This window comes from Nocardia sp. NPDC051900 (genome assembly GCF_044452545.1).
Classification (GTDB): Bacteria; Actinomycetota; Actinomycetes; order Mycobacteriales; family Mycobacteriaceae; genus Nocardia; species Nocardia sichangensis.
The window spans coordinates 21,569-39,604 of the sequence record NZ_JBITBU010000021.1 but is presented as its reverse complement, the minus strand read 5'-3'; the positions used below and the strand labels follow the sequence as shown (position 1 = coordinate 39,604).

General features: G+C 65.5%; 14 protein-coding genes and 1 pseudogene. 3 read left to right on the top strand and 12 right to left on the bottom strand.

The window, feature by feature from the left end; translation table 11 throughout:
• Positions 1–31: 31 nt before the first annotated feature.
• The 3 genes from ACIA5H_RS30115 to ACIA5H_RS30105 all read right to left on the bottom strand — a co-directional run bounded on the left by ACIA5H_RS30115 (position 32) and on the right by ACIA5H_RS30105 (position 5,590).
• Positions 32–694: a hypothetical protein gene (locus ACIA5H_RS30115; RefSeq protein ID WP_397078941.1), complete on the bottom strand. Its 663-nt coding sequence runs from the start codon at positions 692–694 to the stop codon at positions 32–34.
• An 88-nt stretch (positions 695–782) separates the two neighbouring features.
• Positions 783–5,216: a caspase family protein gene (locus tag ACIA5H_RS30110; protein ID WP_397078939.1), complete on the bottom strand. Its 4,434-nt coding sequence runs from the start codon at positions 5,214–5,216 to the stop codon at positions 783–785.
• The gene (locus tag ACIA5H_RS30105; RefSeq protein WP_397079100.1) at positions 5,213–5,590 is read right to left on the bottom strand and encodes a hypothetical protein; all 378 of its coding nucleotides are present in this window, start codon (positions 5,588–5,590) and stop codon (positions 5,213–5,215) included. Before ACIA5H_RS30105 ends, ACIA5H_RS30110 begins: the two co-directional genes overlap by 4 nt.
• A gap of 445 nt (positions 5,591–6,035) precedes the next feature.
• Here ACIA5H_RS30105 and ACIA5H_RS30100 point away from each other — a divergent pair, with 445 nt between their 5' ends.
• Positions 6,036–7,229, top strand: coding sequence for a lipase family protein (locus ACIA5H_RS30100; RefSeq protein ID WP_397078937.1), 1,194 nt, complete (start codon positions 6,036–6,038; stop codon positions 7,227–7,229).
• A 261-nt stretch (positions 7,230–7,490) separates the two neighbouring features.
• On the opposite strand, the gene ACIA5H_RS30095 is transcribed toward ACIA5H_RS30100, so the two are convergent.
• The 4 genes and pseudogenes from ACIA5H_RS30095 to ACIA5H_RS30080 form a co-directional block, all read right to left on the bottom strand.
• Positions 7,491–7,958 carry a hypothetical protein gene (locus ACIA5H_RS30095; RefSeq protein ID WP_397078935.1) on the bottom strand — a complete coding sequence of 156 codons (468 nt, stop codon included), beginning with the start codon at positions 7,956–7,958 and terminating at the stop codon, positions 7,491–7,493.
• Positions 7,955–8,761 (bottom strand): hypothetical protein, encoded by an 807-nt coding sequence (locus ACIA5H_RS30090; RefSeq protein WP_397078933.1) that lies wholly within the window; start codon positions 8,759–8,761, stop codon positions 7,955–7,957. Before ACIA5H_RS30090 ends, ACIA5H_RS30095 begins: the two co-directional genes overlap by 4 nt.
• Positions 8,686–9,471 (bottom strand): hypothetical protein, encoded by a 786-nt coding sequence (locus ACIA5H_RS30085; protein ID WP_397078931.1) that lies wholly within the window; start codon positions 9,469–9,471, stop codon positions 8,686–8,688. The genes ACIA5H_RS30090 and ACIA5H_RS30085 overlap by 76 nt, the downstream gene beginning before the upstream one ends.
• Before the next feature lie 86 nt (positions 9,472–9,557).
• A pseudogene (locus ACIA5H_RS30080) lies at positions 9,558–9,948 on the bottom strand (hypothetical protein); the annotation flags it as partial.
• A 272-nt stretch (positions 9,949–10,220) separates the two neighbouring features.
• On the opposite strand from ACIA5H_RS30080, the gene ACIA5H_RS30075 reads away from it, so the two are divergent.
• Both ACIA5H_RS30075 and ACIA5H_RS30070 read left to right on the top strand, forming a co-directional pair.
• Positions 10,221–10,451 (top strand): hypothetical protein, encoded by a 231-nt coding sequence (locus ACIA5H_RS30075; RefSeq protein ID WP_397078929.1) that lies wholly within the window; start codon positions 10,221–10,223, stop codon positions 10,449–10,451.
• On the top strand, positions 10,448–11,350 hold the full coding sequence (locus tag ACIA5H_RS30070; protein WP_397078927.1) for a hypothetical protein: 903 nt from the start codon (positions 10,448–10,450) through the stop codon (positions 11,348–11,350). Before ACIA5H_RS30075 ends, ACIA5H_RS30070 begins: the two co-directional genes overlap by 4 nt.
• 124 nt (positions 11,351–11,474) lie before the next feature.
• Here ACIA5H_RS30070 and ACIA5H_RS30065 read toward each other — a convergent pair whose 3' ends face one another.
• The 5 genes from ACIA5H_RS30065 to ACIA5H_RS30045 form a co-directional block, all read right to left on the bottom strand.
• Positions 11,475–11,960 (bottom strand): hypothetical protein, encoded by a 486-nt coding sequence (locus ACIA5H_RS30065; protein ID WP_397078925.1) that lies wholly within the window; start codon positions 11,958–11,960, stop codon positions 11,475–11,477.
• Positions 11,957–13,981: a hypothetical protein gene (locus ACIA5H_RS30060; RefSeq protein ID WP_397078923.1), complete on the bottom strand. Its 2,025-nt coding sequence runs from the start codon at positions 13,979–13,981 to the stop codon at positions 11,957–11,959. Before ACIA5H_RS30060 ends, ACIA5H_RS30065 begins: the two co-directional genes overlap by 4 nt.
• A 93-nt stretch (positions 13,982–14,074) precedes the next feature.
• A complete protein-coding gene (locus tag ACIA5H_RS30055) occupies positions 14,075–15,037 on the bottom strand; it encodes a hypothetical protein (RefSeq protein ID WP_397078921.1) in 963 nt (320 codons plus the stop codon).
• A 141-nt stretch (positions 15,038–15,178) separates the two neighbouring features.
• Positions 15,179–16,003 carry a hypothetical protein gene (locus ACIA5H_RS30050; RefSeq protein ID WP_397078919.1) on the bottom strand — a complete coding sequence of 275 codons (825 nt, stop codon included), beginning with the start codon at positions 16,001–16,003 and terminating at the stop codon, positions 15,179–15,181.
• Positions 16,003–17,466: a hypothetical protein gene (locus ACIA5H_RS30045; protein WP_397078917.1), complete on the bottom strand. Its 1,464-nt coding sequence runs from the start codon at positions 17,464–17,466 to the stop codon at positions 16,003–16,005. Before ACIA5H_RS30045 ends, ACIA5H_RS30050 begins: the two co-directional genes overlap by 1 nt.
• Positions 17,467–18,036 lie beyond the last annotated feature (570 nt).

Sequence of the window (18,036 nt, the reverse complement as noted above, 5' to 3'; positions counted from 1 at the left end):
ACGGGCCGGGGTGCAACACAGATACTGCTGGTCACCGACCGTCCGACTCCCTATCGAGACACGACATCAAAGCGGAGAGAAAGCATTGGCGGCAGCAGGATTTCGGCCACCACACCCCGAACAACCCGAACAGGTATCCCTGGCAACGGGCGCGGGACCAGCCCGCGGCGTGCAGCGGGTAGATCGGGTGCCGGCGCCCACCCAACGTCACCGACGAATCCGTGGCGATCCGGCGAGTTTCCTCGGCGTTGTAGCCGACCGCGTGCACATACCGCGCGGAACCCAGATGCGTGGCCCGCCATGTGTCGAGCGGTACTCCTTTTGCCTTGGCCGAACAGGTGCGGTTGCCGCCGAGGGTGGGCAGCACGCCGTTGCCGCGGTGCTCGTCGCTGAGCGCGTAGAAGCCGTACTTCTGCGGGTCGGGGTGCAACTGCACCGGTTGCCGGGTGTCCTGCAACACGACGATCCCGTCCGCGGCCGACGGGCCCTTGCGGGCCACTTCGACCAGGCGAACCGAAGCCTGTCGCAGCAACGGCAGGACGTGGGTGGCGACCAGGTCGCAGGTGCTGGTCCACTCGTCACCGGTCTGGGCGATCAACACGATCAGGTTCGACAGGTCATCCAGTAGTTCCGCGGGCCGAAATGCCGGTTCGAGCAGTGTGCGCACTATGCCGCAGGTGCTTTCCACTCCCATGCTTCTCCCGCCAACTTCACCTTGTTGCACTTGACGGGACTGATTGTGTGGTCGAACTCGACAGTTCGATCCGATCGGTCAGCGGGTATCAGCGAGGCGTGCGGTCTGGGCACAGAGATGGGAAACGGTGTCCTGGAAGGTAGGTGGTGAGGTCGCTGGTGATGGTGGAGGCGGTGAGGGTGCAGGTGCGGGTGATGGCGTGGTCGGGGTTGAGGTCCCAGATGCGCAGGGTGCCTTGGTCTGCGGCGCCGATGAGGTAGTCGGGGTGTGGGTGGTAGGCCAGCTGCCAGCGGGTCGGTCCGGGCGAGGCGATTGATTGCCCGTAGGGCATGGGGTGGTGAGGGTTGGTGAAGTCGAAGAGGCGAACCGTGGAGTCGGCGCCGCCGGTGATGAGAAAGTGGTCGTCGGTGGTGAGGGCGACGGCGGAGACTATGGTTCGGCTGACCTGGATCGGGTCGCCGACGGTGGCGATGCGTTTCGGGTCGGTGATGTCGAAGATGCGGATCGTTCCGGCGTCCCAGCCGGCGACGACGGTGTGGTCGTCGGCGCTGATCGCCACACCGGCTCCGTTTCCGCTCCAGTTGGCTGGGATGCTGCCGAGGGGGCCGGTGTGGTCGCGCAGGGTGTGTTGGATGTCCCAGATCTGCATGGTGTCGGCGAGGGAGGCGGCGAGCCTTCCGTCGCGGCTGGCCGCGATTTCCAGACCGGTGGTCAGAGCGCGGGGTGAGGCGGGCAGGACCATGGGCGCGTTGCGTTGGATTGGATGGGCGGGATCGCTGAAGTCCCAGAATGTGATCTCTGGAACGGGTAGAGCTTGTAGGAGCAACAGCACAGGCTGGAGCGGTGAGAATCCGGCGCCGATGGCGGCTGGAAAGCGGAATATTTCCCTGGGGGCGGCCGGTTCGGAGATGTCGAATACGGTGATGACGCCGTGGGTGGGGTATGCGGCGAGGTGTCCGTCGTGGCTGAGGGTGGGGAAGCTGGTGCCGGAGATGTCGGGTGCGGCGGTGCCGGGGGCGTCGATGGTGCCGAGCAGGTGCACTGCGGCGGGGTCGCGGATGTCCCAGATGTGCGCGGGGCTGCCGTAGGCGGTGGTGAGCATGCGGCTGCCGTCGCCGCTGATCGCGGGCCGATCAATGCGGCCGGCTTGCCCGGCGAGCGCGGCGGCCGGTACCGACCAGTGCTGCACCACACCATTCGGGAATGCGATCGCCACCTGTGTGGCGTCGGGAGTCATGGTGAGTGCGGTGGGTGTAGTGGTGCATTGGCCAGGGGTTTCGGGACAGGGCGCCGCGCCTGCCAAGGGCGGGCCGAGTGCAGTCGGGTGGACCGTGTCGGCCAGGTTCCACAACGTGGTGGCCGAGCCGGTGACGGTGGCTAGCACACGTCCGTTACGGCTGAGCGCGATCCCATCCAGGTCGTAGGCCGAGGGCAGCGAGATCGCGGTGGCCACGGGAGCCGGGTGAGCGGGGTCATGCACATCGACCAAATTCAGCTGGGCATCCTCGGTGAGGCGCTGGTCCGGCAACCGGCCCGCCACAGCCATCAGGGGGATGTCGGGGCTGGTGGCGAACACTAGCGGGCCGTCGCTGACCCGCGCGAGTTCGGCCGGGCTCACCTGGCCCGGTTCCGAGAGAATGGGCCAGGCCCACACCGTGCTGATGTGGCTCAGCGGACCGGTGTCGGTCGTGGTTTCGGCGACGACTGCCGCTGGACCGGCGAATCCGACCGTTTCCACGCGACCTCCCGGCGAGGGCAGCGTGGCGATGTGAGCCGGTTGGTCGGGGTTTGTGATATCCCACAGTTCGATCGTGGTCGTGGTGGCGATCGCGAGGGTGCGCCCGTCGCCGGACAACACGGTCGTCACGACAGCAGCGGCGGTGTCGAGGGTGTGCAGTAGCCGGGGATGGTCGGGATCGGATATGTCCCGGATGCGTACGGTCCGGTCCAGGCTGCCAGAGATCAGGGTCGTCGAGTGCGCGGCGAGAGCGACGACCTGATCGGTGTGATCGGCGATCGGTGGTGCCGCGAGGGTCGGCGCGTCGCGTGGGCCGGTGTTCCACACGCGGATGGCGTGATCGTCGCCAGCGGTGATCAGGCGACCGTTACCGAGGTAGGCCATCCGTCGCACAGAGCCGGGGTGGTCGATGAACGTACTGGCGACGGGAAGCGTCACGCTGCTGATGAGGCGGGTGGCCACCTGTGGGTCGCCGGGGCGCAACCGTTGGGCCAGCACATCCAATTCCGCCGACAGGGTGGGATCGCTGTTCTGCAATCGATCCGCCTCGGCGAGCACCGTCGCGAAGAACACCGCGTCACGTTCGCGCCCGGCGATTTGCGCCCGCACCGCAGCAGCCACTGTGACTACCAGTAACACGGTCAGCACGACTGCCACCGTCGCCTGCAGGCGACGCCGCAACCGCTTGGCCCGGACCGAGACAGCGAGAAACTTGGCGGCGACCGGGTCGGCCAGGATCAGGTCGCGGTCTGCGGGTACGTTGCGGTCGGTGATCGCGGCGAGTCGGCTGCCGCGGTAGAGCAGGGCGGGATCGGAACCGGACCGCTGCCATTCGTAGCTGTCGGTGATGAACCGCTGGCTGTGGTGGCGCCAGTCGCGGTCTGCGTCGATCCATTCCCCCAACCGCGGCCACTCCCGCAAAAGCGCCTCGTGGCCCAATCGCACGGTGTCGTGGTCCATCGTGATCAGCCGCTGGGCGACCAGCTGCCGCAAAACAGATTGCGCGGCAATAGGGTCGGAGACGCCGTGGGTGAAGGTCATCCGATCGGTGGGCTGGGCGGTGTCGGTGTCACCATTCTCACCGACACGGACCAGCCGGGGCAACATCACGCGCAGCGCGTCACGCCCAGCCTGGCCTGTGCTGTTGAAGATGTCTTCGGCGGAGTGTTTGATCGCGTGGGCGATTCCCCCTGTGGCCCGGTAACCAGCCACGGTCAGCGTCGTTCCGGTGCGATTGCGCCAAGTGGAAGACATCACGTGCGACAACAGCGGCAGCGCCCGCGCCGCGGCGGAGGCGTCGGGTCCGAGATCGTTGAGGATGAGTTCGGCCAAGCCGTCGGCCACAGACCAGCCGTTCATCGCTGCGGGGCGCTCGATCACCTCCTGCAACTGTGGTCGGGTCATGGGTTCGATCAGAATCTGACTATCCCGCAGTGCCGCAGCGAGTTCGGGATGAGCCGCGGCGTGACCGTAGAAGTCGGCACGCAACGCCAGCGCCACGAGGGCCCTCGGCCTGCCACTGGCGTCTGCCGCGGCGAGAGTAGCCAGAGCTGCCAGGAAGACCGCCGGTGCGGTGGGATCGGTGCAGACGGTAAATAGCTCCTCGATTTGATCCACGATCAGCACAAGTGTCCCGGCAGACTGGTGCGGTCTTACGACGTCGGTGAGCTCGCCGATCCGATCGGTGTCGGCGTCGATGAGGATGCGCGTATCAGGTATGTTCAGCACGCCGGCCAGCCGCTGCAGCGGATCTGCACCGGGGGTGAACCGCCGCACCGGCCAGCCCACCGACCCGTCCACTCCGGGCAGTCCTCTTTCCCGAACCGCCGCAATGACTCCGGCATTGAGCAGTGATGTCTTCCCCGCCCCGGATGCCCCGACCAGCACCCGCAGCCCGCCATCTCGGGTAGCGGTCGCCAACTCGACGAGCAATCGCTCCAACATCTCGCTGCGGCCGAAGAACATCTCCGCGTCCTCAGGCCCGAACGGTGCCAGCCCCGGATATGGACAACGCCCTGGCGCCTGCCCCTGCTCCAGAGCTTCGTGGAGCGTGGCCGCGGGATTGCGGGCGATGATCAGACCGCCCGCGTGGTCGCCGGCTTGGCGGCGCGGCAGCGGGCCCCGTTGCGCGTCGCGTAGCAACCGATAGACCCCGTCGAAGACCGAATCCAAGGTCAGCATAGTTGGTTCGCGTGGGTCACCGTGCTCGAGCAACTGCAGCAGGGCACCAGTGAAGGCGGTGTGGCGTTGCCCGGCAGGAGCCGAGGACAGATGTTCTGCCGACCCGATCAGATAGCGGCCGTGCGCACCGCTGGCGAATTCCTGGATCGAGGCGGTGTCCGCGTCGAGAGAGGCGATTCCGGAGAAGCAGCAGTCCAAAATCACCACCACCGCAGGTGCCCGGCACCTCTGCACTGCCTGCGCCAACGCCGCGAACGACAACGCCTGATGTGCAGCCAGCCCAGGGATCAGCTCGTCGGTATCCACCGCCGCCAGATACAGCTCCCCGCCCGGGCCACGCAGACCGTGTCCGATGAAATACACCACCAGCACCGATCGAGCACGCGCCGCCTCGTCGGCGATCACCGACGCCATCGACCGCGCGTCCGGCGGATTCAATACGCCGACAACATTTTCCGCGACCGCGCCACACCGGTCGACGAACGCCTGTCGCAGATCCTCGAATGTCGTCGGCACCGTCGCCAACGGCGGGAGCGCGGCACCAGCATGGGTGGCGGTAGCCAGAATGACGATCCGGACGCCCGCGCCCGAGAGGTCGGTCATTCGCCTGTGGGGGGCCAGTCCCGCTCTCTGGGATCGACGGTGCGTAGCAGCGTCTCGGTCAACTGCTCCAACCCCGCAGCATCCAACCCGCTCACCTTATTTGCTTCTACCTCCAAAACCCGGTTTTCCGCTCCCCGCACAGTTATTCGCACGGACGAGCGCCGACTACGCACCCAGGCGATCACAGCGGTCGCAGTCGCCGCCGTGACACCCCCGGGGCCGACCAGAATCTCCAGGGCCTCGAGCACCGGCCCCATATCCTCCGGACCAGGAGGACGCGATCGCTCCCGCACGCACCCGCGTAACTCGTCGGTATCTACCAGGTAACTCCCCAAATCACGCAGGTCCTCGGAATTGTCCGCCGTGATGATCATTTCAACCCCCGCCCGCCTGGGCACCGCATCGCAGGTCGATTGCAGCACATCAATTTTCGGTCACTCTACCGCGGTCCCGACATGAACGAACGAAACAACCTGCCTGCAACGATTCCGCACCGACGGGCCTGTAAGCTTCGGACAGACAGCTACTTTGCAGCACAGAAGCACGCCGACCAACCGGGGCTTTTGGTGCTAACCTCGCGAGCGTTCCGGCCTGCCGACCATCTGGCAAGCTGCGCTGCTCGATCTAGATGCTGGGGGTTTCGTGCGTTTCCGGTATGCTGTAGTGGGCGTAGTGGCTGGCGTGTGTGTCGCGCTGGGGACGGTGAGCGTGTGTCCGGCGAGGGCTGAGCCCGCCTTTTCTCCTCTCTCTGACCCGCGTTCGCCTTCGCCGCAGTCGGCGGATTCGCCTCCACTCGTTGCACCAGTGTCGGAGTCGCCGATGGTGCCAGCAGGTTTGCCGCCTGATCTGGCCGTACTGGATGCTGCGGTGCAGCCGACGCCGGTGGGGGATCCATTCTTCGACGTCTGGCCCGCGCAGTTGGGGAAATATAGGCCGGGACAGGTCATTGAGATCCGCGATGTGACCTCGACCGTGTCGGCGACCGCCGGGGTGCAGACACGATCTGTTCTACAACTGAAGTTTCGGACTGCCGATTCTCGCGGCGCCCCATCCTACGGGACAGCAACTTTGATGATCCCGGCTGCTCCGTGGCGTGGTCCCGGCAATCGTCCTGTCGTTGTGCAGGCTATGGCGGTCGATGGGCTCGGAATAGCCTGTACTCCGGGCTATTCGCTGCTACACGATGACTCGGCAGGGCCGGTGTCTGGGCTGGGCACGCCGTCGACGCCGCAGTGGGGGATTGCACAGGGATTTGCGGTCCTGGTGCCCGATCACGAGGGCCCGCGCATGGCGTATGCCGAGCCGACCGTGGCCGGCCACGTGGTTCTGGATTCGATACGCGCCGTACGTAATCTGCTGCCTGCGGAGTTCGGCGACACTCGCTACGCGATGTACGGCTATTCCGGTGGAGCGATCGCGGCACGCTCCGCTGCGGTGCTGATCGATTCTTACGCACCGGATGTGGCGCCGGTGATCGTCGGTGCGGGTATCGGAGGAGTTCCGGCCGACTACGCGCAGTTGACCGAGACGATGAACGGCAACCTGGCCTCTGGCACCCTGTTGGGGGCGGTGTTCGGTATCGCGCGCGAGCACCCGGAGGTGCTGCCGCAGATGAGCCCGGCAGCACGCGCGGTCGCCACTTCCCCGGCGAAGGACGACTGCGGCAACCTGATGGTCGCCTACGGCGTGTTGGGGTTTCCCTTCGACCTCGCTGCTGCTTCCCTGGACCCGCTGCACAGTCAGGTGGCGGCGAAGATCCTCCGCATCACGGACATGAATGCGCTGAAATCGGCAGTGCCGCTGTACATCTACAACGGGAAGGCCGATCCGTGGATCCGCCCGGCGATGGCGCGCGAACTATTCGACAGGCAGTGCTCGCTCGGTACCGCCGCGGTCTACCGGTCGGTCGAGGGCGAGCATTTCATCGCAGAGAAGTCCGGTGTGGCTGGAGTCCGGGACTGGCTCGCGCAGCGGCTACGCGGGGTTGAAGTGCCCGACGAATGTGCGCGATGACCGACCGCTCGGACCTTTAACGCCGAGTTGCCCTGCTGGTGGTCTGGCTGTGGTCGTGAAAGACGTTGGTGTGCTGGCTAGTTCGGTGCAGTGGTGACGATGGTGGCCGCGTCGCAGCTGGCCGGGGGCGGCGAAGACCCTCGCGAAGTATTCGTTCTCCGCCGTCGCGGGGGCACTGCTGTAGGGCATAGCCGTGGACGGGTTCCGGCCCAGCCGTTACGACGTCACTGTGCACGATCTGTCTCGTGGGCGCCGCCGTCGTCACGATGACTGCCACATTGGCGGCGGTTGATCAACCGCCGTCACCGACCTGTGTTCGTCAGCTCGGGCGGGGGGGGGGGGGGGGGGGGCCGTGACGTTCGCCGGGACGACTGTGTGCAGTCGGGTGTTCTCGGTGGCGAGTTCGTGGATGATCTGGGCGTAGACGACGAGTCGCTGCTCAAGTTGGGCTTTGTCGGCGCGCAGTTGCTCGTTGCGGGCGGTCAGGTCGACGACGCGGGCTTGCAGATACTGGTAGGCGGCGGGCACGCCGTTGGCCTGGGTTCGCCTGGCCTGGAACTCCTCCCGCAGATCGGTGTGCTTGTGAGTGAGCAGCCAGCGTTTGACTCCGGCTTCGGCAGCCAGTTGCAGTACGGTCAACGCTCCGGTGGAGTTCGTCGGCGTCCCGGACAGCAGCCGTTCCATAGCCGCGCGGATCGCGGTGCGCTCCTCGTTGTCGGTCATGGTCACCTGGTGCTCCGATGGTCGGCGATGATCTTCTCGATCCGGGTCAACTCCCGTCGTTCCCGCATGGACCGGATCGGCGGCGCGAGCGGGTCGGCCACGACGAGACGCAGTTGGTCGGCCTGCTGGGTAAGTTCGGCGATGTCGCGGTCGGTGCGTGCGATGTTGGCGCAGGTGGGGCGACAATTGGTGATGTCGGGGGTGCGGCGGGTGCCCTGGTCGTCGCCGGCGAGCCGACAGGCCGCCCGCGCAGGATCGAGGACACATGTCATGGCGTTGCCTTCGTAGATCTGAAGGTCGGGGTTGGCCAGCAGTGCTGCCGCGTCGCGGGATTGGCGTAGTACTCGCCCGACGAAGCGGGTAGCCGATTCGACACGTTGGCGGTAGATCTCGGCGGCGGGGCCGGAGACGTGCTCGCCGTGACGCAAACGTTGGTGGGCGTCACCGAGGGCGTCGAGCCGGGTGAGCCATTCCTCGAAGACGAGGTCGTCAGGGAATCCGGAGTCGTAGCTTCCGGCATAGCCGAGAGTCATCGCGGTGCGGACGTGGCCGTACTGGATGGCGGCGGCGACCAGGCCGCGCGGGCGGCGCACGATGAACCACGCCAACGTGCGACGCAGTCGTCCCAGGCTGATACTGGCTTTGACCGGATCGGGTGGGATGGCATCGGATCGGCCGTGCTCGGCACAGTACTGGTTGACCCAGCCGATGAATCCGTCGATGTCCTTGGTCATCAGCTGGTCGTTGCGTGCGGCGTGGATGGTCCGGGCTTTGAGCCGGTGTGGCGAGGAGTGACCGTTGACCTCCATCGTGTTGGGAACAGTAGTGGTGAGTCGTGCAGTCTGCCCATCACTTCCACCGCGGTCGCCACAGGTTGCACGACGACCCATGGATCTACACGTTTCATCCCTTCCGCTGCCGGTGTGCCGTCAGTATTGCGAAGTCCTTTGAAGTGCTTGCCGCGCAAAACGATCAGTCCGGTGGCGGAGTCGTGATCGATGCAGCCGCGTTCCAGGTTCAAGGTCTCGCCGGGCCGCTGACCGGACAGGTAGGCGATGACCACGAAACATGCGGCCGTGAGGTGACGGGCGAGCACGGGTGCCTGCGTGTAGCTGATCGACCGGTTCTGCCATCGACGGTCGTCGAGGGTCGCGGTGACGGGTGTGAACAGGTAGGTGTCGTCGTCGATGGGCATCGCGCCGTACTCGGCGAAGACCGACGCGAGGGACTTGCTGTTGATGGTGATACCGGCCTGGGCGCTGAGGAAGTAGGTGTTCGCCACTAGCCGACCATCGGTACTGCGCTTCCCCGGCAACGCCAGTCCACGTCTGCGGTACTCCTCAAGATGCGCGAGCAGCAGTTTCCTCGTCACACCGTAGTGCCTTCGGCGGCTGTAGATCTCGTCCTTGGGAAGGCGGGTCTGTTTCGACCGGTAGGACGCCCCGGACAGTTCGAGGTACTCGGTGAACGCCGCGATGATGTCGTCGGCGAAGTCTTCTCCAGATTCCGTATGTCTCATGAGACACCGTGTCACGCCTCGCGGCGTCCGCAATCACACAGCTACGCAGTTGCTTCTGGGTGCGCTAATCTGAGCGATCGGATCCGCTATGACGGCCGGTGCGCATTCCGCCAGGCGTCCCAGATCTCGGGCCTGAGTTTGTGCCCCGGTCTGGGACGGTGAGCTGGTTGGCGCGAGCCCAGGCGCGGACTTCGGCAGCGGATGGCTCAGGTGCGGCGGGCTCGGTATCCAGGTCGGTCGCCTCGATGGTGGCGAGGGCTATGCGGTCGATGATGGCGTGCTGTCCTGTGCCCACGTGTGCGCGGCTGCCAGGAACCTGTAGGTCCATTCCTCAGCGAGCTGACGCGTCTCGCTTAACACCAGAGGCACACTGGGCCAGCGGATTTGAAGTTCGGCCAGCCCGTCAGCGACGAGCGCGGGCCGGATCCGGTCCAACTTGAACACCGCCGAGTATCGGTCTTCGACCACGAATGCCGCTACGAGACGGCCCAGTCGCAGCCGCAGTGGACTGTAGGGTCCGGTGTCGCCGAGTCTGCCGTGCCGGTGAGGGCACACAGCGTGGCGCGCACTCCCCAGCGGTGGATCGCGTCGGGGGTGGCGGCGCCAGGGGCGAGAGTACGGCGCACTGCCCCGCCAGATGGACTCCGGTCCGGACCACCCGCCCGATCAGTGGCCGGTACCGGTATGCACCCGCAGCCGAGCGGGGAAATCGAGATCACGATTATGCGCGGATCCGTATGTCGCGGCCGGTGGCAGACATCCGCATGAATGATACTGATGACTCCACTGGCCAGATATACACGTATCACGAAGGGGTGATCATGCCGAAACCTACACATGAGGGAAAGGCCGGCGAGACGGTATTCGACGGGACAACGACCTGGCTCTGTCTCGGTGGCAATAAGTGGGTGGACAAGTTGGGCCGGGAGAGCGATCCCCTCAACCGGAGAAAAGATGAGGATACTGGTGGCGAGTTTTGACAGCTCCCGCCGGGCAGGCCCCAGAGCCCAGTCGCTGGACTACCGCGGCAGCGGAAACCCGCACCGCCGCGAAATGGCTGATCGGTAGCCTGGCTGCGGCCGGTGCACTGATTTTCGGGGCGGGCCCGATCGTCACCAAGCCGCAGCTGTCCTGGAGTAACAACATGTGGCAGCTGCTCATCGCCATGATCGCTGGCACCGCCGGTCTCGTGGCGCTGATCATGTTGATCGGTTCGATCGCGCGGGTGTTGGCGCCTATCCGAGTAACCCTTACCAGCCTTCCCCCCGATCTCCAGGAAACCATAGACAAGGCCGACCTGCCCTCTAAGAGCAAGAACTACGCCGATTTCGTGAAGAACTACCAGAGGTACAAGCAGATTGAGGCCGATCTCTCCGCGCGACTCGACCACTGCTCCGGACTCGAACGGACGCAGACCGAGACGTTGCTCGCGGATGCCCGCCACAATGTCGAGGTGTACAAGCGCGCCGCGAACGGGTATTTGGAACGGGCCGAATATCACGAAGCGAACAGGTTGTTCTCCCGCAGCCGAAAGCTTGTCCTTGGCCTCGCGGTCGTGGCCGCAATAGGCGCTCTGGGATTTCAGCTGTCCCTCACCACTGCTCCCAAATCCGACACCTCGGAAAAATCTCAACTGGCTTATATCATTGAGCCCCGCCAGTCCGACCAACTGTGGGATCAACTCGACCTGGCTGCCTGCGCTACCGCTGGCAAGGTTCCCGTAATGCTCTCCGGCGGAACGGGTACGATTTCCGCCCCCTACAAGGTCACCGTTATCACCGCGACCGACCACTGTACAGCGAAGTCTTTCGATCTCGCAGGGTCGAGCCTGACTGTGGAGAAGCCCGAACCCGCGAGGATCGAGATCAAATACCGTTGACGAGAGTGGTTCGGCCGGTCGAACCGACTCTCGTTGCGCGTGGCCCCGGTGATGCCTGACTTCAGCGAAAGAAGCAAACTTTCTGGGGACTGCCACTGAAGCGAGCATGACCAGTGGTCGCTGTTCAGCATGGGCCGATCAGTGGTGGGTCCTGATTCCGTGTCCGGCCGGAACGGTGTGCGGCGAGGGAAACGAGTTGGCCGCTGTGGTCGAGTTCTTGGCGGAGCAGGGTGTTGTCGTGGTGGAGGGCGGCGATCGCGGTCGCGGCGGCGTCGAGTCGGTGGTGAAGTTCGGTGCATTCGCGAGTTTTCTCCGCGAGCTTGGTGCGCAGAGTGATTAGTTCGGCGTTCTTGCGGGCCTCGCTCGGGGTGACGCCGTCGCAGTCGGCGACGCGGGCGTCCCATTCGGCCATGATGCGAGTGGCTCGGTTCATGGTGGCGCGGCTGACTTTGGCCTCTTTCCAGAGGTTGTCCTTGACCAGCCGCCCGTCGGTGCGCTGGGGGCGCCCGCTCAGTAGCCGGTTCATCGCCTCGCGCAGGCTGGCTGCGGTGCCGGGAGCTACTCCCTCGTCGTGTTGCGGGTAGGCGGCGGTCTCGGGGGTGGTGGTCACCGTTGTTCCTTGTCTGCCTTGTGGAGTACTGCCTCGACGTGGCTGAGTTCTTGCTGCAGGGCCGCTTTCCGGCAGGCCGGCAGTTTCGGGGTGTCGATGAGGGTGAGCAGGGAGCGTTTCTCGGCTTCCCAGATCGGCAGGTGTTCCGGGCCGATCATGCTGTTGGCGCAGCGGTCCGGCCGGCACCGGTCCTGCAATGGGCCCGTGTGGTCGGCCGGGGTGATGGTGTCTTCCAGGCAGACGGCGCCGGTGGGGTTGTTCTCGTCGAAGGCGCAGTGGTTCAGGGTGCCGAACCGCAGGGAGATCCGCGCTTTGCGGAGCAGGGCTCGTTCGACCGTGGCATCCCCACCACGGGTCTTCACAGTTTTTTGAATGTTGGCGAATGTCTTCGCCAAACGGTCGGCGGCGGGCCCGTAACCGATGGGGTCACCAGCCTTGTGGGAGGCGTAGAGGTCTTCCAGGCGCCGGAATCGGGCTGCGTCGATAGCAGAGTCGAGGTGTTCGGCCCATGACAGATCGGCGGCGGCATAGCCCTGAGTACTGCGATTGGCCAGCGCTCGGGTGGCGACGTGCTTGAGTTGGATGCCCAGAGCGATCTCGGATCCTGGGAACTGATCGGTCAGCATCGCCATCGTTTTGCGAAACATGTGTGGCCGGGCTGGACCGGCGGGGATCTCGTCCAGTCCGGTCCAGTGGCGGGTGGCGTTGATATGTGCGATGAAGTTGTCGACCATGACGGTGCCGTGTACTGCGCCGGCGGCATCGTCGGCGTGAACCGGGGCGAACACCCGATCGGGGTGGACCGAGAGTTGTTCGGCGACGGTGATGGCCTCGGCCACTGGCGCGGTGATCCACCAGGTTTTCCTTGGCAGGGCGGGGTCGTGTTTGTGCTTGGTGGAGGTGACCGCAGGGTAGCCGTAGTGCTCGACGACCGAGTTCCTGGCAATTTCATGGATTTCCGAGTCACGCATCATCGATAACCCGGCGATCAGGGTGAATGCGGCATCACGCAGGCGGGTCCGCTCGCGGTGGATCGCGTCAGCGTCCAGCCCGGGATGCCACGGGCCGTGGATTTCGTCGGGGCGCTGCACTTGGGCAAGGTCGTCGATGAAGCCGGTGGTGGTGGGATGCCCGGCGGCGATCGCCTGTAGGACAGCCTCGCGGCGGCGTCGGCCATCGGGCCGACCGCTGCCGAACACCGCCTCGTCGCGCGAAGCCGCGATGCCCAGTTCCAGGGTCAGCGCCCGCCAATTCGGCCGCGGATCAGACAAGGGGTCGTCGCCTGTGGGACTGGCGTAAATCGGGATGGGTTGGGCGCGCGCGGTCAGCCACTGCTCAAGCTGGAGAGTGACGCCGGCTGTGGTCGACCGTGCCGACGCGCACAGGGTCGCGTATCGGTGCTGGGCGTGCAGGATGTCGCGGGAGAAGGTGTGCACGTAGGTCCAGGCCGCGCGGATCAGTGGAAACCAGATCTCCGGGACGACTGCGGGTGTGGAGACGCTGGTGGTGTTCGTCCAGCTCTTCGTCGCCTGCCATACAGAGGTGCCCTGACAGGGGTCGTTGCGAAGTCCTCTGCAGGACAGCACATCTCGGAACTGGTGCAGCAGGGACAGGGTCCGCATGAAGGTTCGGAGCGTGTTGCCGGCGAGCGGGGACTCCGCTGTCGTGCTGGTCGACTCGCCTCGGAGGTAGCTGATGAAGCCTCGCACACTGCTGTCGGTCCACGTCGCCAACTCGGCGGGCAGGCCATTCTCGGTGGCCCAGCGCGCCAGCCGCCGCAGATTCGACAGGTAAGCGATGACGCTGCGAGGATGTGTCGGCCGAGGCTTCCCGGAGATTTCCACCGCGAGAACGGCGGGATGGCGGGGGTTGAGCAGGATCATGCTCAACTCGCGGGCTCGCAGATTCCAGGTCGGCTCGACCAGTTCCATCGAGAACAGCAGCTTCCATGCGCTGACTGGCTGATTGGCGGGCCGGCGGATGACGCCGTTGAGGTCCCAGACCTCGGCGTTGCCGAACACCGGGACGATTGCGCCGTCCAGCAGGGGGGGACTGGATGACCAGCTCACTGGCACCGAACACCACGCTGGAACGTGCCGCCGGACCTGGGCTGGTCATGCGTCGAACTCCACCTGCGCTGACAGCGGCAGATGCAAAGACGCCTCACCATCCTGAATATGCTTGCGTGCCAACGCTTTCTCCTCATCGGTTCGCTCAGCCAATACATGATGGAGATTGATATGACTTTGCCCCCACAACGCCGCGAAATGCTCCGGCACCAGCCGTTGCCGTAGTTGATCGAGATGATCGGCGAACAACAGCAGCTGCGGCAGGTTACTCGGCAGAACCCACGAATTACGGCACTCGAGACAACGCAGCGGGGCCACGCCACACAACTGCCCTGTCCGGCTGTACGGGGAGTCGTAGGGGTCGCGGCACTGGCCCAGGCCCATGTCCAGTGCGCCTCGGCGGATGTTGTCGGCCTGCTCCGGCGTCAGACCGAGCGTGCCCAGGTGGTTCGGCTCGTCGAGCACCTCGGTGTCGGTCACGATGGTGGGCCCGTCGACTGCTCGGTGAAACCAGTGGTCTTGTGCGGTGGTGATGACCCGGCCGGACAAGACCCGCAGAGTGCTGCCCTGGGCATAGTGACCGCGAAAGGTTTCCTCGTGATGGTCATCGGCAGCATCGGCCACCCGGCCGCCGAAGGCCAGGGCCTTCTCGACCTTCGCGGATTTGCGCAGCCTCCGGATGTCCGCCGCCCCGGCGACTTCGACCCCCGCGGCGGCTAGCCAGTCCCGGAAACGCATGGTGGGGCGGGTGAAGTCGCAGCGGTCGAATAAGAGGTGCCCCGCCGGAGTGACCGACGCGGAAATGAATAGCCAGCCTTCGCGGTCGGCAGCGTGTCGGCGGGCGTGTTCGGTGATCGCCAGCAGACTCCGGACGACCGTGCTGACCTCACGGTGGGGCCGGTCGACGAAATGCTCTGCCGCGCGCACCACTGTGTCCGGCAGCGGGCCGTCCTGGTCGCGGAACCACCTGTGCCGTATCCGGCTCGCTCGCTGCTTGGTCATCGTCAAGCGGACACCAGCGGGGACGAACTCGATGTCTTTCTCGGTCAGCCCGGTGACCTCCTCCGGGGCGCACCCGCCGGTCGCCGCGACGAGAACGACACGAACAGCGTGCAGATCCATGTCGCAGGGATAGAGCTGCCGGACCAGCTACCGGACCAACATCTGCTTCGCAGACTGGGTGTAGACCGGACGGTCGGCTGTCTCGATGCACGCCCTCAGCTCCGGTGGCCACTCCCGCATCATCGGAAGATTGGCGCGAATGTCGATCGGCGTGATCTCCAGGTGGGCCAGTCCCCACAACAGGTTGGCAACATCGGTCCAGCCGTGATCGGCAGGATGGGAACCGCGAGCCGCCCACGCCCATCCTGCCGTCAAACGCCGTTCAAGCTCCGCTGTCCATGTCCGTGCTGCTCGGACCACAGCCCTCTTGTCCTTGCGGGAGAACTCGTCCAGCTCATTGGTGGCGCCCCACGCCACCCCCATATGTCCCCGTAGCAGCCGCCGCATTCGCGGATCCACCGGCCGATGCTCCTGCTGGGCGCGGTAGCCGATCAGCGCCCGCACCTCGCTGGCCAGCAACGCCGGCACCGTCGAGCCGGGCCGATAGCCGGACGGCAACCGGCGCTCCCAGTCGGCGAGTATGAATGCGAGATCCGGCTCGGACCGGGCCAAACTCGCTGTCCCCGCGGTCTCGCCCAGCGCGTCATCCACGGCTCGGCAGAACAGTTGGATCGCCTGGCGATAGTTGCGTGCCTGCTGAGCTGACAGCCTGGTCATGGTGGCGTAGTCCACCCATTCGTCGGCCAGTTCCGCTGCCAGGTCCCGGCAGCAGAACTCGGCCGGATCGACCCATACCGTCTCCGGCTCGCCCCGGCGGCTGTGGCCGCGTATGACCCGCACGCCGATCCGGGCGGTTTCCGGGGAGCCCTCGACAGCCGGGAAGTCGCGACAATGGTCACCGCGGCGGGGCATCAGCGTCGCTCGCCCGAGGTCAGCATGCGATCGGCGATGTCGGCGTAGGTGTCTTCCTCCCGCACCATCCATTCGCGGAATGTCTCGTCGACGGCGTTCATCGGGTCGTCGGAATATTCGAGGTAGGCGAAAGTGGTGGCCGGAGTACTGTGCCCAAGCCGGCGGCTGACCGTCAGCAGAGGGTTGTGCATGATATGTCCGCCCAGGTAGGCGAGGTGCCGGCGGCGGCGGGCCACCGCGTCCGGCTCCTCACCGTCCATCTGCTGTTCCAGATAGCACAGGAGCCGCAAGGCGAAGGTATGACGGATATCGTGCCATTTCCACCGCTTACGCGGCAGCAACGGCGAGTGCGGATCGCTGGCGTGGCCGAGCATCCGCTGCCACGCTTCGCAGCGGATGCGATACCAGGCTGAGGCGCCGAGCATCTGCCCGCCATGGCCGATGAACACCGCCAACGACTCCAACCCGTCGTCGGTCTCGCGCACGGTGATCCGCCGCAACTCCGGCCCCATCGCCGATATCACGAACGTGCGGCGGCGGCCCTCGAAGATCCCGTGCAGCTTGCCTACCTCATGGTCGATCTGGTCAACGACGAACAACTCCCGATACCGCCCGGCCAACGTCTTCGCTGAGGCCGCAACGAGATCGGGGCGCTCCAGCAACAGGAAATTCTCCACCGCGTCCAGCGCCCCGGTCGGCACGAAAATCTCGCGGTACTTGCCGTACTTCGCACACGCCTGCACCGGAAACTCCACGCCCTCACCATGTCGACGCCGCTCCAAGCCAAGCTCGGGCAGCAGCACAGTCGACCACTCCTGCGCGCGCATTCCCGTGCAGAGAGCGAGGTCCGCGGCGGCCCGGTTACGCAACGGCGCCTGGCCCCGAAACATCTTGTTGGCCTTCGAGTCCGGAAGCTGACCGCCCAGGCCGACGTCGCGGAAATACCGGTACTGGCTCAAGGTCATATGCCGAATGTCCATGCCCCGTCGCATGCGGGGCGCCAGCGGGTTTCCCCCCTTGCGGGTCAACCGCAGCGGACGGTGCGCGAGGTGCCCGCGGGTGACCAGCCATTCGAACAGCTGGTTGATCAGCTGAGCCTCTTTGCCCCACGCCGCGTCACCGATCGGCTTGGGTTGAACCGATGTCCGCAACACGTGGTACGCCATCACATCCGACTCAGTAACGGCCAGCAGATCCCGGCTACGAGACTGCAGGAAGTGGACGAATCGCCGGGCGATATATGCGTACTCGCGCAACGTCTTGCCGTCCTTGCCCTCATAGGCCAGATGCCGAAACCACGAACACAGCGGCTCCACCGGCCGCATCGACGCCTCATCGAGGAATATCGGCATGCCATCCGGGATAGCTCGATAGTCCAGCAGACGGTCCACCTTGACCGGCTCGGCGGCCCGACCGTCCAGATGCTTCCGGACCAGCTGTCGGTCCACGAACGACAGGAACACTCGAACTCCCTCTGTGACAACGGAGGTGGGCACAGACGCAGCGGTACTGGTCGAAGCTATCCAACCAGCTGGTTCCCGACGATGAGACATTCCCAAACCCTGAAAAGAAGAAGACCTCGACGAACCTCAGCGACCACGCCAGCAAGGCGGTCATCGTGTCGGGATGCACTCGCGGCGTGCGGTTCTCGCCGACGTCTCGGCCATTGCCGAGAACATCGCGGATGCGGTCGCCGTTCCACGGCGGGGCCTGCGGAAGCCGATCGGCGGGGCGCAGGCGCTCGCGCACCGACCACGCCCGTGCCACCGCCGCGAGAAGGTCTTCGCGGTGGCCGTGGGAGATTTCTGCGGCGCGGACGTGGACGGCGTAGGCGTCCAGGTCGGCGTCGGTGACATCTGCGAGTTGCACGATGCTGCGGGCGTGCAGCCACTGGGCGAAACTGCGCAGGAACCGAGCGGCCGCCGCGACGCTGGACACCGCCAGCCGTGCTGCGGTGAATCGATAGTTCACGTCCTGGCCGGGCTCGTCGTTGAGCAGCAGCCACACGATGTGCTTGACCGCCAGCCGGAACT

Bases quoted from the DNA above. Each gene is read 5' to 3' on its own strand.
- ACIA5H_RS30105 (WP_397079100.1), bottom strand. From the start codon at position 5,590: ATGATCATCACGGCGGACAATTCCGAGGACCTGCGTGATTTGGGGAGT.
- ACIA5H_RS30050 (WP_397078919.1), bottom strand. From the start codon at position 16,003: ATGCCCCGCCGCGGTGACCATTGTCGCGACTTCCCGGCTGTCGAGGGC.
- ACIA5H_RS30085 (WP_397078931.1), bottom strand. From the start codon at position 9,471: ATGAGACATACGGAATCTGGAGAAGACTTCGCCGACGACATCATCGCG.
- ACIA5H_RS30115 (WP_397078941.1), bottom strand. From the start codon at position 694: ATGGGAGTGGAAAGCACCTGCGGCATAGTGCGCACACTGCTCGAACCG.
- ACIA5H_RS30090 (WP_397078933.1), bottom strand. From the start codon at position 8,761: ATGGAGGTCAACGGTCACTCCTCGCCACACCGGCTCAAAGCCCGGACC.
- ACIA5H_RS30100 (WP_397078937.1), top strand. From the start codon at position 6,036: ATGGTGCCAGCAGGTTTGCCGCCTGATCTGGCCGTACTGGATGCTGCG.
- ACIA5H_RS30110 (WP_397078939.1), bottom strand. From the start codon at position 5,216: ATGACCGACCTCTCGGGCGCGGGCGTCCGGATCGTCATTCTGGCTACC.